Below are 13,948 nucleotides of genomic sequence, written 5' to 3' on the forward strand. Positions count from 1 at the left end.
TTCTCCCTGCAAGGCGCACCGTCACCGAGGCGCGCACAAAAAAAAGCGGCTGCGTACAAAGTGCGCAACCGCTTGTGTATCCTAGCCCCCGCCAGTGCCGTTTTTGCCGGCATCCTGAACCAAAACGGTTCAAGGCGGTCACGGTCAGATCAATTTCGGGTTCGTCAAACGAGTGACGCTCACTCCCATCGAACTTGTTCCACGACCTATGCGTAAGAATGGTTCAAGGAATATATGGCAAATCTCGAACACCGCAGGGTAGAGCGCAGTTTACTCTTTTGAAGCGGCATGTCAAACGGATTCGGCTTTTCAGAAAAGATTTTCCTGGGGCGTCAGCGCCTTGTCGAGCACCGTGTGCATCGCTTCCAGCTTTTGCTTGACCTCGAGGATCGACATGTCCGACAACGGCCCCTGCGGCGACTTCACCGACAGGAATTCCGCGGCCACGCTCAGCGCGGCCATGACGGCAATGCGGTCGGTGCCCCTCACCTTGCCCGAATCGCGCAACTGGCACATCTTGCCGTCGAGGTAAGCCACTGCCTCGCGCAGGGTGCGCTCTTCGCCGTCGCGGCAGGCCAGGCGGTAGGGCTGGCCCATGATGGTGACGTCGAGATGGATCATCGTGCTGCCTCACTATTGCCTGGTGCGCCGGTTGCCGTGCCGGCCGAATCGCCGGCGGCTTCGTCTTCCGCGCCCTCTTCGCCGTCCTCGCCCGGTGGCTTGGGCAACTCGTCGAGCAGGGCCTCGACCCGGCGCTGGGCCTCGACCAGGCGCTCCTTAAACGCCAGGTTCTCGGCGCTGAGCAGGGTATTGGCCTGGCGCAGCAAATAGTTCTCGGCGCGCAACGACTGGGTCAGCTGGGCGAGCCGGTCGATTTTGTCTGAGAGGTCTTGGAATTCGGAAATCATTCGACACTATAGGATCGAGATCGATTTTCCGTCAACCGAATCGCGCTGCGGTGCGGCAAGACGCATCTGGCGGGCCCTGCCGCGATGGCCTGGCGTGCGGCAGGAAAGCGCCAGGCAGTGTACGCTGCCCGCCTCTTGTCTGTTTCGCACTCGTCGGCAAGAGATGCCAAAAACACATTGCGCAGGGCCTGGACCGGCTTGCGCCAGCTCAAGCGCATAAAAGTATTTAGCAATCTTGCTGCTTGAAATGGCAAATTATCGTCCCTATAATTAGCACTCGTTAGTAGAGAGTGCTAACAACTCTTTGCAGACCGCCGCAATGCTTGATACAAGATTGCAGCGGTGTCAAAAAACGCTAGTTAAACCACTGAATATTAAGGAGTTTTGCATGAACCTTCGTCCTCTGCACGATCGCGTTATCGTGAAGCGCCTCGACCAGGAAACCAAGACTGCGTCCGGCCTGATCATTCCTGATGCCGCGGCAGAGAAGCCAGACCAAGGCGAAGTCCTCGCCGTCGGTAACGGCAAAGTGCAAGACAACGGCCAGGTCCGTCCGCTGGAAGTGAAAGTCGGCGACCGCGTGCTGTTCGGTAAGTACTCCGGCCAGGCCGTAAAGGTCAATGGCGAAGAACTGCTGGTGATGCGCGAAGAAGACATCATGGCCGTCGTGGCCCAGTAAGTCTCATTCCCTGACCCCATTCACGAAATAATTCGGAGAAATAACAAATGGCAGCTAAAGAAGTAGTGTTCGGCGACGCAGCGCGCGCCAAGATGGTCGAAGGCGTCAATGTCCTGGCCAACGCAGTCAAGGTCACCCTGGGCCCGAAAGGCCGCAACGTCGTGCTCGAGCGCTCGTTCGGCGCCCCGACCGTCACCAAGGATGGTGTCTCGGTCGCAAAAGAAATCGAACTGAAAGACAAGCTCCAGAACATGGGCGCGCAGATGGTCAAGGAAGTCGCTTCCAAGACCAGCGACAACGCCGGTGACGGCACCACCACCGCGACCGTGCTGGCACAAGCCATCGTGCGCGAAGGCATGAAGTTCGTTGCCGCCGGCATGAACCCGATGGACCTGAAGCGCGGCATCGACAAGGCCGTCGCAGCGACCGTCGAAGAACTGAAGAAGATCGCCAAGCCAACCACCACCTCGAAAGAAATCGCGCAAGTCGGCGCGATCTCGGCCAACTCGGAAACCTCGATCGGCGAGCGTATCGCTGAAGCGATGGAAAAAGTGGGCAAGGAAGGCGTCATCACCGTGGAAGACGGCAAGTCGCTGAACGACGAGCTGGACATCGTGGAAGGCATGCAGTTCGACCGCGGCTACCTGTCGCCGTACTTCATCAACAACCCGGACAAGCAAGTCGCCGTCCACGAGCAGCCGTTCATCCTGCTGTGCGACAAGAAGATCTCGAACATCCGTGACCTGCTGCCGGTGCTGGAGCAAGTCGCCAAGGCTGGCCGTCCGCTGGTCATCATCGCCGAAGACATCGAAGGCGAAGCGCTGGCGACCCTGGTCGTCAACAACATCCGTGGCATCCTGAAGACCGTCGCCGTCAAGGCCCCTGGCTTCGGCGACCGCCGCAAGGCCATGCTGGAAGACATCGCCATCCTGACCGGTGGCCAGGTCATCGCCGAAGAAGTCGGCCTGACCCTGGAAAAGGTCACCCTGGCGGAACTGGGCCAGGCTTCGCGCATCGAAGTCGGCAAGGAAAACACCATCATCATCGACGGCGCCGGCCAGGCTGAATCGATCGAAGGCCGCGTCAAGCAGATCCGCGCCCAGATCGAAGAAGCGACCTCGGACTACGACCGCGAAAAACTGCAAGAGCGCGTGGCCAAGCTGGCCGGCGGCGTTGCCGTGATCCGCGTCGGTGCAGCCACCGAAGTCGAGATGAAAGAGAAGAAGGCACGTGTCGAAGACGCGCTGCACGCAACCCGCGCTGCCGTCGAAGAAGGCATCGTGCCAGGCGGCGGCGTGGCCCTGCTGCGCGCCCGCGCTACCCTGGACGTCAAGGGCGACAACCCTGACCAGGACGCCGGCATCAAGATCGTCCTGCGCGCCATGGAAGAGCCACTGCGCATGATCGTCCAGAACGCTGGCGACGAGCCATCGGTCGTGGTCGCAGCCGTCCTGGGCGGCACCGGCAACTACGGCTACAACGCCGCCAACGGCACCTATGGCGACATGGTCGAAATGGGCGTGCTGGATCCAGCCAAGGTCACCCGCTCGGCACTGCAGAACGCAGCGTCGATCGCCGGCCTGATGCTGACCACCGACTGCATGGTCTCGGAAGTCGTCGAAGACAAGCCAGCCGGCGGCATGGGCGGCATGGGTGGCATGGGCGGCATGGGCGGCATGGACGGCATGATGTAATTCAGCCGGTCGCCTGGCGCGCCGCGGCAACGCCGGCGCGCCAGTCCTCCACGACAAAAAGCCCGCGAGGTTCACGCCTCGCGGGCTTTTTGCTTTTTAACGCAGCGGGACGGTCAAGCCTTGGCGCGCGGCCCCTTGCGACGCAGCCACAGCATGGCCGCGAAGGCCGCGCCGCCCAGCCACAGGGAACCTGGCTCCGGCACGTCGACCGGGTCGTTCGGCTCGACCTCGATGTCGTCCGGCGGGCCACCCGGTGTGCCGGGGGCGCCGGGGATGCCCGGTACGCCTGGCGTGCCGGGCGTACCCGGCGTATCGGGGCTACCGGGCGTACCCGGCACGCCCGGCGTGAGCGGCGGCAGCTCGGGATTGGGTCCCGGGCCGGGATCGGGATCAGGGCCCGGCCCGGTGCCGGTTTCCGGCGTGGGCGTGGATGGCGTCGGCGTGGACGGCGTCGGCGTGCCGGGCTGTTCGGCGCCAGGGCCGTCATTGCCGCCGGGGTTGTTTCCGCCGCCTGGATTATCGCCGTTGCCGGTGCTGCCATTGCCGTCGACGCCCGGCGTCGGGGTGGTGCCTGCGGGCGTCTCGCTCGATGGCGGCCTGTCCCCATCGCCGCTTCCACCGCCCAGCGTGCCGCCGCTCGAGATGCCCGAGCCAAGCCGTCCCGGGCCGGATCCCAGCTCGCCCATGCGCGGCCGTGCGGCCAGCACGGGCGACGTCAGCAGGCCAGCGCCGTTCGGGAACACGTCGGTGTAGTAGCCCGGTCCCGTGCCCGGACCGTCGTCGAGTCCCTCCAGGCCGGCCGCCACGGCCATCATTCCGCCGCCATCCTCGGTGACGAAGGAGTCGAGTTCCGACTCGGTCGGTCCATGGGCTTCGACCGGATACATCGGCACGTCGGAAATCCGGTTGGCGCAGCGCGCCCGCATCTCGTTCTTGCCGTCGGTGAGCAAGGTTTCGCCCGGCGCCAGCATCAGCTTCTTTTTGGTCCAGTAGACCTGGTCGCCCTTGCGGTACGACACGTAGACGGCGCGCGGCGCGGTCACGGTGACTGCGCGCGCATTCGCCACGTCGAAGCCGGCATAGTGGGCCGCGACCACGGTGTCGGTGCGGATCACGCGCGCCAGTTCGTCCTTGTCCGCCACGCCGCCGGGAATGATCGAGAATGGGTAGATGCGCCGCGCGGCGCCCTGCCCTGCGGCCGGCGCCGGGACCGACGCGGCCGGCGCCAGTGTGGCGCCCGGGCTTGCGCCGATGTGGGTGATCTCGTTCGGCTTGCGGTCCAGCCGCGTCCAGTCGACGTCCAGCGGCGGCGCCAGCACGCCGGCGACGCCCACGGCGAGCCCCAGCATCGCGAGCGCGCCGAGGCGCTTTTCGCGTTGCGACGCCTTGGCGAGGCGACGAGTATAAGCAGAGTGGCGGCGGTCCATGGGGGACTTCAGGTAGGAGTGGTCCTACAGAATAGCATTATTTCTACGAATAAATTCCGGTTCCATAGTGAAAAAAGTGATTTCGTGGCGAAAAACACGAATTACTTTCCGTAAAGAAATAGTCTGAACGACGAACGCAAAACATCGTTGCAATGACCTTGCTTCCGCTCTGATCCATGCTTGGTAACGAACGGCGTCCCGTGTTGCTGGTCGAACACGCATGGTTTACCATGACCGCCTGCCTTCACGAGACTCGCCATGTCCACACGCGCCGCATCTTCTTCCCCCTTGCGCCTGACCATTGCCGCGCTGATGCTGTGCTGCGCCGTTGCCGGCTGCAAGCGCGCCGAGCGCGACACGCCACCGACGCCCGCGCCCGCCGCGCCCACGGTCCAGGCGCCGGCGCACACGAAACAGGACGCGGTGGAGTCGCTGCTGGCGCTGCCGGAACTGCAGGCCTGGTCGCGCCAGATCGAACAGCGCAGCCAGGGCAAGGCGCACGGCGCCGTGATCGAAGACGATCCGGTCCCGCGCGAAGTCAACGGCAAGAAGTATTACCAGCTGAGTTTCGTCGAGAACCGCGCCGAGAATGCGCACCGCCGCGAGAGCTTCCTGGTGGCCGAGGACGGCAGCGAGATCCTGGTCGACGACACCGATTCGGACACCCTGCTCAGCCTCCAGGAATGGCGCCGCACCATCGAGCGCGTGGACATCAAGAGCGCCAACTGACGGCGCCCCGCTGGCGATGTCGGCGATGCTTCAGCTGTCCAGGTGCGATATGAGCAGCCGGCGCGGATCCTTGCCCGCCTCCGGCCCATGCTGGCCATCGACCGAGATCCCCACCGCCATGATGTCGATCAGCAGCAGCTGCAGGATGCGCGAGATCATCGACAGGAAGCTGGTGCTGTCCTCGCTGTGATCGACCGCCAGGCACACGCTGGCCTTGCGCGCCAGCGGCGACTGGCTGTTGCTGATGGCGATCACGTCGGCGCCGGCGGCGCGCGCGATATCCACCGCCTGCAGCAGCTCCGGCAAACCGCCCGAATTCGATACCGCGATCACCACGTCGCCCGGCCCCAGCAGCCCCGCGGCCAGGGTGAACAGGTGGGCGTCGCCATACAGCGCGGTCGGGATCCTGAAACGGAAGAATTTGTGCTGCCCGTCCAGCGCCACCGCGCGCGAATTGCCGAGCGCGTAGAACTCGACACGCCGCGCGCGGCTCACCAGTTCGATCGCGCGATCGAGCGAACGCACGTCGAGCTGGTCCCTGAAACGCAGGATGGCGGAGACCGTGTTGTCGATCACCTTGGCCGACAGATCGTGGGTGCTGTCGCTCATGCGCACCTGGCTGTGGCGCACGGGGATCGCGCCGGTCAGGCTGCTCGCGAACTTGAGCTTGAATTCGGCCAGGCCCTGGAAACCCAGCGAGCGGCAGAAGCGGATCACGGTCGGCTGGCTCACGTCGGCCAGGCGCGCGATCTCGGCGATCGGTTCGTTCAGCACCGTGCGCGGATGCTCGAGCACGAGCGTCGCCACGCGCGCCTCGGCCGGCGACAGCTCTTCGCGCAGCTGCCCGATGCGTTCCATCAGCGTGTTGGCGCCGCTGCGGCCGCGCAGGTGCTCGGCCAGGATGGTCGCCACGCCATGGAAGGCGGGGTTCGGCGTGGTGATCACATAGGTCGGGATGTCCGCCAGGTAGTCCGAAAAACGCCCCTTGGCCTCGAACCGCGTGCGGAACGGCGAGCGCGCGAACCATTCGCCAAGGCGCGGCACGATGCCGCCGCCGATGAAGATGCCGCCGAAGGCGCCCAGGGTCACCGCCAGGTTGGCGGCGGCGCCGCCCAGCATGCCGCAGAAGCATTCGAGCGTTTCCAGGCACAGCGGGTCGTCGGACTCGAGCGCGCCGGACACGATGGCGGCCGCGCTGCGCGCCGCGGCATCGACGCCGTTGCGATGGGCCAGCGCGCGGTAGATGACTTCCATGCCGGGACCGGAGATCAGGCGCTCGTTCGACACGTGCGGCCATTCTCGCCAGGCGTATTGCAGGATGGCGAACTCGCGCTCGTCGGCCGGCGCGAAGTTGACGTGGCCGCCTTCGCTGCCCAGGGTGACGAAGCCGTCCGCGGTCGGGATCCCGCCCGACACGCCGAGGCCCGTGCCCGGTCCCAGCACGCCGATGACGGCGCCCGGCACGGGCGTGCCCGGCCCCACCTGCATCAGGTCCTCCTTGGCGAAGCCCGGCAGCGCGGTGGCCAGCGCGGTGAAATCGTTGACGATCAGGAGGGTCGACAGGCCCAGCTCGCGCCGCACCGCGTCGGTGGAGAACTCCCAGGCGCGGTTGGTCATGCGCACGTAGTCGCCGTTGATCGGGTTGGCGACCGCGAACGCACCGTGGTTCAGCCTCACGTCCTCATGGTCGCGCAGATAGTGGCGCAGCAGCGGGACGATGCCCTCGAAGTCGTCGCAGCGCAGCACCTGGACCGAGCGGAACACCCCCGGCGCGGTCTGCAGCGCGAAGCGCGCGTGCGTTGCGCCGATGTCGGCCAGCAGGCGCGGTCCGTCGGCGAACGCCGTGCGCGCGAACTTTTCACGCTCCTGCTCCTGCCCCTGCTGGATATTCATCAACCCTCCGCGCGGACCAGGCCGAACCAGGCGCCGTACGGCGGCAGGGTCACGCGGCCGCGCTGGGCCGTGCCGGCCAGGCCCGCGACGGCCATGTGGTCGGCGCCTTCGGTCGCAGGCCAGTCGAACGTCACTTCTGCGTTCGAGAGGTTGAACGCCGCCAGCACGCTGCGCTGGCCCTGCAAGTCGCGGCGCAGGGCCAGCACCGGTTCCGGCGCGTCGATGAAGGCGATCTCGCCGCGCGTCAGCTGCGGCATGGTGCGGCGCAGGGCGATGAAGCGGCGCTGGAAGTTCAGCATCGAGTCGGGGTCGGCGTCCTGCAGGTCGACCGCGGCGGCGGCGTGCGATGGCTCGACCGGCAACCAGGGCGTGCCCGCGGTGAAGCCGGCATGCGGCGCGCCGGCCTGCCACGGCATCGGGGTGCGGCAGCCGTCGCGGCCCTTGAACTCGGGCCAGAAGGTGATGCCGTACGGGTCTTGCAGCAGTTCGAACGGAACGTCGGCTTCGTGCAGCGCCAGCTCGTCGCCCTGGTACAGGCAGGGCGTGCCCTTGAGCGAAAGCTGCATCGCCAGCACCATCTTGGCGAAACCGGCGGTGGCCTGCGGGCCGCCCCAACGCGTCATCACTCGGATCGCATCGTGGTTGCCCACCGACCAGGAGGCCCAGCCTTCCTCCACGCGCCGTTCGAAGTCTTCGACTTGCGCGCGGATGTGGGCGGCCGTGAACACCGGTGTCAGGAAGTTGAAGCTGTAGGCCATGTGCAGCTTGTTCCCGCCTGCCATGTACTCGTTCATCTGGGCCAGCGCATCGTCCGAGCTGATCTCGCCGATCGAGACCGCGCCGAATTCGTCCAGCTGGGCGCGCAGTTGCTCCAGGAAGGCGATGTTCTCGGGCTGGGTCTTGTCATAGATGTGGGCCTGCATGCCGTACGGGTTCACGTCGGTCACGGTCGAGGTGTCGCGCACCAGCGCCGGCGGATTGCTGCGCAGCTGGCGGTCGTGGAAGTGGAACACGCAGGCATCCAGGCGCACGCCGTCGACGCCGCGCTCGAGCCAGAAGCGCTGGGCCGCCAGATGGGCCTTCTGCACGTCCGGGTTGTGGAAATTCAGCTGCGGCTGGCTCACCAGGAAGTTGTGCATGTAGTACTGCTTGCGGCGGGTGTCCCACTGCCATGCAGAACCGCCGAACACCGACAGCCAGTTGTTCGGCGGGTTGCCGTCCGGGAGCGGATCGGCCCAGACGTACCAGTCCGATTTCGGGTTGTCGCGGTTGGAACGGCTTTCGACGAACCAGGGGTGGGTGTCGGCGGTGTGCGACATCACCTGGTCGATCATGATCTTCAGGCCCAGGCCGTGGGCCTTGGCGACCAGGCGGTCGAAGTCGGCCAGGTTGCCGAACATCGGATCGACGTCGCAGTAATCGGCGATGTCGTAGCCGAAGTCGCGCATCGGCGACTTGAAGAACGGCGACAACCAGACGATGTCCACGCCCAGGCTCGCGATGTAGTCGAGCTTCTCGGTGATGCCGGTTAGGTCGCCGATGCCGTCGCCGTTCGTGTCGAGGAAGCTGCGCGGATAAACCTGGTAGATGATGGCGTCGCGCCACCAGTTCGGATTCGTCGTGGTCGGGATCTGGGTCATGGCTGGTCCGTGGTTTGGAATTCTAGGCAATATACAGGACGCAACAAAACTTGACAATTCCGGAAGTTTTCCAAAATTTCGCAATTTATCTTTATGATTCAATGGCTTGGAACATCGAAAACGTTTCCAGCGATACCATCGCCGTAACTAAACTACGTCGATATGTTTCTCGTTTGTTTCACAACAATATTTTTATTGCAAAGAGATACGCCCTCGTCATAGCATCGCGTCTGTTTGATATTTCAAGGAAGCGGTCGATGACTGATCTAGCAAAACCAGGTTCCGGGCGAATGCCGCGGCAGATTCCCTACATCATTGCCAACGAAGGCTGCGAGCGCTTCAGCTTCTATGGGATGCGCAACATCCTGACGCCCTTCCTGATCACGACGCTCCTGATGTTCCTGCCGGAAGACATGCGCACCGGCGAAGCCAAGCACGTATTCCACACCTTCGTGATTGGCGTCTACTTCTTCCCGCTGCTGGGCGGCTGGCTGGCCGACCGCTACTTCGGCAAGTACAACACCGTGTTCTGGCTCAGCCTCGTGTACTGCGCGGGCCATGCCTGCCTGGCCATCTTCGAGGACAACGTCAACGGCTTCTATTTCGGCCTGTTCCTGATCGCGCTCGGCTCGGGCGGCATCAAGCCGCTGGTGGCTTCTTTTGTTGGCGACCAGTTCGACCAGACCAACAAGGACAAGGCGAAGATCGTGTTCGACGCCTTCTACTGGATCATCAACTTCGGCTCCTTCTTCGCTTCGCTGCTGATGCCGGTGCTGCTGCGCGACTACGGCCCGGCCTGGGCCTTCGGCGTGCCCGGCATCCTGATGTTCATCGCCACCATGGTGTTCTGGAGCGGCAAGAAAAAATACGTGCATGTGCCGCCGTCGCCGCCGAACCCGCATTCGTTCATGCAGGTGGCGAAGACCGCCCTGCTGGCGCGCGAGCCCGGCCAGGGCCGTCCGGGCCTGAACGTCGCGCTGATCGGCGCCGCGGGCGCCGTGGTCTCGCTGGCGATGTCGGTGCAATGGGGCTTCGTGATCGGCGCCTGCACCGCGCTGGTGCTGCTGATGGCCTTCGGCGGCATCGGCGCCTCGATGCAGCTGGACCGCGCCCGCGGCATCCATCCGCAAGAGGCGGTGGACGGCGTGCGCGCCGTGCTGCGCATCCTGATCGTGTTCGCGCTGGTGACCCCGTTCTGGTCGCTGTTCGACCAGAAGGCCTCGACCTGGATCGTGCAGGCCAATGCCATGACCACGCAGGTAAACATCCTCGGCTGGAGCTTCGACATCATCCCGGCCCAGATGCAGGCCCTGAACCCGCTGCTGGTGATGATCCTGATCCCGGTGAACAACCTGCTGCTGTTCCCGATGCTGCGCAAGCTCGGCATCGAGCCGTCGCCGCTGCGCCGCATGACCGCCGGCATCGTGCTGTCGGCCGCCGCCTGGATCGTGGTCGGCAACCTGCAGGTCGCGCTCGACGCCGGCGATCCGGTCTCTATCGCCTGGCAGATCGCGCCGTATGCGCTGCTGACCCTGGGCGAGGTGCTGGTCTCGGCGACCGGCCTCGAATTCGCCTATAGCCAGGCCCCGGCCTCGATGAAGGGCGTGATCATGGCCTTGTGGTACCTGGCCGTCACGGTGGGCAACCTGTGGGTGCTGATCGTGAACGCGAGCGTCAAGAACGAAGCGGTGGTGGGCTATATCGAAGGCACCGGCATGGGCGTGATGGCCGCGCAGATGTATTTCTTCGCCGGCTTCGCGCTGCTGTCGGCGCTGGTGTTCGGCTGGTATGCGACGCGCTACAAGATGGTCGACCACTATCGCGGCAACGCGGCGTAATTTGTGGGATGGGCGGCTTTGCCGCTCATGCTCCCTCCTAACTCCCTCAATGCGGTGGTCTTCCGTCGGTGCCTGAACGCGTCGGCGGGAGACCCGCCAACCCACCATGAACAAACTCCAACTTGCCCTCGTCGCGGCATCGCTGTCCTCGACCGCCTACGCCGCGGTTCCACTTGAAACGTGCAATAGCGCCGGCTTCCAGGAAGTCCTGCAAGCCAATGGCGAACAACTCGACGCGCGCGCCGTCTGGCTCGACAAGCGCCTGGTGCGCTGGCCCGGCGCCCCGCTTGATGCGCGCTTCCGCCTGTACCACTCCCCTTCCGCATCGATCGTCGCCAGGGCCGGCAGCAAGGTCGCCGGCGCCGCCGGTTCGATCAAGCTCGACATCTCGCCCACCGCCGTACCGCAAGCAGCAAGCGAGCGTTTCAAATGGGTCGCCACCGGCCCGACCCTGCGCGTGGCGGACGGCGACCTGTCCCGCCTGCCCGCCATGCACCGCGAACAGCTGGTGCTGGTGCAGGAAGACGCGAACGGCATGGTAGTCGCCGCCACCCGCATCCAGTCGGCCGGCGCGCTCGACGAGCTGTACGCCGCCGCCGAAGCCATCCCCGACCTCGGCGCCACGCCGACTGCCAAGAAGACGGATTTCAAGCTGTGGGCGCCGACCGCGCGCCAGGTGGCGGTCTGCACCTATGACGGCCCGACGGCCAAGGCGAACGCCGTGCATGCGATGAAGCTCGACGACAAGACCGGCGCCTGGTCGGCCAGCCTGCCGCGCGACCTGTCGGGCACCTATTACAAATACGCGGTCGACGTCGTCGTGCCCGGCGCCGGCCTGGTGCGCAACCTGGTCACCGATCCGTATTCGGTGAGCCTGAACGCGGATTCGAAGCGCAGCTACATCGCCGATCTCGATGCGCCGAACCTCAAGCCGCGCGGCTGGGACGACACCCGTCCGCCGGCCACGGTGCAGGCCCAGACCGACATGGTCATCTACGAGCTGCACGTGCGCGACTTCTCGCTGATCGACGAGACCGTGCCCGCGCCCAAGCGCGGCAAGTACACCGCCTTCTCCGAGACGAACTCGAACGGCATGAAGCACCTGCGCGCGCTGGCAAAGGCCGGCCTGACCGACGTGCACCTGCTGCCGGTGTACGACATCGGCAGCATCCCGGAAATCGGCTGCGCGCTGCCGCAGCCGTCCGGCGCGCCGGATGGCGAAAGCCAGCAGGCGCTGATCGGCAAGACCGCGCATACCGACTGCTTCAACTGGGGCTACGACCCGCAGCATTTCAATGCGGTCGAGGGCAGCTATGCCAGCGACCCGCAGGATGGCGCGCGCCGCATCGTCGAGTTCCGCGAGATGGTGATGAACCTGCATAAAGCAGGGCTGCGGGTCGGCATCGACGTCGTCTACAACCACACCTTCATCGCCGGCCAGGAAGAAAAATCGATCCTCGACCGCGTGGTGCCGGGCTACTACCACCGCCTGGATGCGAAAGGCAGCATCGAGACCTCGACCTGCTGCTTCAACACGGCCACCGAGAACACGATGATGGCCAAGCTGATGATCGACTCGTCGGTGCTGTGGACCCGCCACTACAAGATCGATTCCTACCGCTTCGACCTGATGGGCCACCAGCCGCGTGCGGCGATGGAACGCCTGCAGAAGGACGTGAACGAAGCCGCCGGCCGCCATGTGCAGCTGATCGGCGAAGGCTGGAACTTCGGGGAGGTGGCCGATGGCGCGCGCTTCGTGCAGGCCTCGCAGCTGTCGCTGAACGGCACCGGCATCGGCACCTTCAGCGACCGCGCGCGCGACGCCGTGCGCGGCGGCTCGCCTGGCGACTCGGGCGAGGTCGTCATCCGCCAGCAGGGCTATATCAATGGCCTGGTGTATGACCCGAATGCGCTGGGCGGCGCGGCCAAGCCCGCCGATCTGCTGCGCACGGCCGACATGATCCGCGTCGGCCTGGCCGGCTCGGTGCGCAGCTTCCCGATGCAGACCTTCGACGGCAAGGTGCGCCAGCTGCAGGACATCGTCTACGGCGGCGGCCAGCCGGCAGGCTATGCGAGCCAGCCTTCCGAGGCGGTGAATTACGTCGAGAACCACGACAACCAGACCCTGTACGACATCAACGCGCTCAAGCTGCCGGTGGCGACCAGCGCTGCCGAACGCGCGCGGGTGCAGGTGCTGGGCATGGCGATCAATGCCTTCAGCCAGGGCGTGGCCTATTACCACGCCGGCATCGACGTGCTGCGCTCGAAATCGATGGACCGCAACAGCTTCAATTCGGGCGACTGGTTCAATCGTCTCGACTGGACCTACCAGGACAACTTCTTCGGCACCGGCCTGCCGCCGGCCGCCGACAATGCCAGGGACTGGCCGCTGTTCAAGCCGCTGCTGGCCAATGCCGCACTGAAGCCGGCGCCCGCCGACATCGCATTCGCGCGCGACGCCTTCCGCGACCTGCTGCAGATCCGCGCCAGCTCCACGCTGCTGCGCCTGCGCAGCACGGAGGACATCAATGCCCGCCTGCGTTTCTTCAACATCGGCCCGGAGCAGGTGCCGACCGTGCTGGCGGCCTGGATCGACGGCCAGGGCTATCCCGGCGCGAATTTCGCCGGCCTGGGCTACCTGGTGAACGTGGACAAGAAGGCGCACACCATCGACGCCACGCTCCTGCGCGGCAAGAAGCTGCGCCTGCATCCGGTGCATACCGCGGCCGGCGCCGCGGACCAGCGCGCGCTCGAGGCGCGCTTCGACAGCGCCCGCGGCACCTTCACGGTGCCGGCGCGTACCGCCGTGGTGTTCGTGGAGTAATCAGGTGAACGGGGGCGCCGCACGGCATCCCCGTTCATGCAGCCATCAGGCCACGGCGTCGAGCGCCAGCGTGTCAGCCAGCCTTGCGCAACACCGGGGTCAGGTCTGACATTCAGACACGACCTCGACAATCACTAGGCACCAATGGGGCAACACCGGGGTCAGGGGCAACACCGGGGTCAGGTCTGACATTCGGTGGCTGTCAAGCTAGTTGTCGCGTTAGCGGCCGTTAAGCCGCCATTCTAAATTCCCGGCCATTGCACGCTTTTGCCTTGGGTTCGCTGGTCGCCAGGTCAGGGTTGAGATGTACCTCCAT

General features: G+C 65.2%; 10 protein-coding genes and 1 other RNA gene. 5 read left to right on the plus strand and 6 right to left on the minus strand.

From position 1 onward, the window contains the following. Window positions 1–81: 81 nt before the first annotated feature. The 3 genes from ssrS to J3U95_RS24635 all read right to left on the minus strand — a co-directional run bounded on the left by ssrS (window position 82) and on the right by J3U95_RS24635 (window position 908). A non-coding RNA gene (ssrS, locus tag J3U95_RS24625) (6S RNA) lies at window positions 82–263 on the minus strand. 46 nt (window positions 264–309) lie between these two features. Then, window positions 310–621: a cell division protein ZapA gene (locus tag J3U95_RS24630; protein ID WP_123071851.1), complete on the minus strand. Its 312-nt coding sequence runs from the start codon at window positions 619–621 to the stop codon at window positions 310–312. Next, a complete protein-coding gene (locus J3U95_RS24635) occupies window positions 618–908 on the minus strand; it encodes a hypothetical protein (RefSeq protein ID WP_208281271.1) in 291 nt (96 codons plus the stop codon). Before J3U95_RS24635 ends, J3U95_RS24630 begins: the two co-directional genes overlap by 4 nt. Window positions 909–1,296: 388 nt before the next feature. On the opposite strand from J3U95_RS24635, the gene groES reads away from it, so the two are divergent. Both groES and groL read left to right on the plus strand, forming a co-directional pair. Next, complete coding sequence (gene groES, locus J3U95_RS24640; RefSeq protein WP_005665652.1) at window positions 1,297–1,587, plus strand: co-chaperone GroES; 291 nt, start codon at window positions 1,297–1,299, stop codon at window positions 1,585–1,587. A 47-nt stretch (window positions 1,588–1,634) separates the two neighbouring features. Continuing rightward, on the plus strand, window positions 1,635–3,281 hold the full coding sequence (gene groL, locus J3U95_RS24645; protein WP_005665651.1) for a chaperonin GroEL: 1,647 nt from the start codon (window positions 1,635–1,637) through the stop codon (window positions 3,279–3,281). Window positions 3,282–3,394: 113 nt separating this feature from the next. On the opposite strand, the gene J3U95_RS24650 is transcribed toward groL, so the two are convergent. Next, window positions 3,395–4,708: a PEP-CTERM sorting domain-containing protein gene (locus tag J3U95_RS24650; RefSeq protein WP_208281272.1), complete on the minus strand. Its 1,314-nt coding sequence runs from the start codon at window positions 4,706–4,708 to the stop codon at window positions 3,395–3,397. Between the two features lie 258 nt (window positions 4,709–4,966). Between J3U95_RS24650 and J3U95_RS24655 the strand changes: the two genes are divergently transcribed. Beyond that, window positions 4,967–5,437 (plus strand): hypothetical protein, encoded by a 471-nt coding sequence (locus tag J3U95_RS24655; RefSeq protein ID WP_208281273.1) that lies wholly within the window; start codon window positions 4,967–4,969, stop codon window positions 5,435–5,437. Between the two features lie 30 nt (window positions 5,438–5,467). Here J3U95_RS24655 and J3U95_RS24660 read toward each other — a convergent pair whose 3' ends face one another. Then, window positions 5,468–7,330, minus strand: a complete 1,863-nt coding sequence (locus J3U95_RS24660; RefSeq protein ID WP_208281274.1) for a glucokinase — start codon at window positions 7,328–7,330, stop codon at window positions 5,468–5,470. After that, window positions 7,330–8,970 (minus strand): alpha-glucosidase, encoded by a 1,641-nt coding sequence (locus tag J3U95_RS24665; RefSeq protein WP_208281275.1) that lies wholly within the window; start codon window positions 8,968–8,970, stop codon window positions 7,330–7,332. Before J3U95_RS24665 ends, J3U95_RS24660 begins: the two co-directional genes overlap by 1 nt. 290 nt (window positions 8,971–9,260) lie before the next feature. On the opposite strand from J3U95_RS24665, the gene J3U95_RS24670 reads away from it, so the two are divergent. Then, a complete protein-coding gene (locus J3U95_RS24670) occupies window positions 9,261–10,808 on the plus strand; it encodes a POT-type proton-dependent oligopeptide transporter (protein ID WP_208281276.1) in 1,548 nt (515 codons plus the stop codon). A gap of 106 nt (window positions 10,809–10,914) precedes the next feature. Further along, a complete protein-coding gene (locus J3U95_RS24675) occupies window positions 10,915–13,632 on the plus strand; it encodes an alpha-1,6-glucosidase domain-containing protein (protein ID WP_208281277.1) in 2,718 nt (905 codons plus the stop codon). Window positions 13,633–13,948 lie beyond the last annotated feature (316 nt).

The sequence above is a fragment of the Massilia oculi genome (assembly GCF_017582745.1).
GTDB lineage: Bacteria > Pseudomonadota > Gammaproteobacteria > Burkholderiales > Burkholderiaceae_D > Telluria > Telluria oculi_A.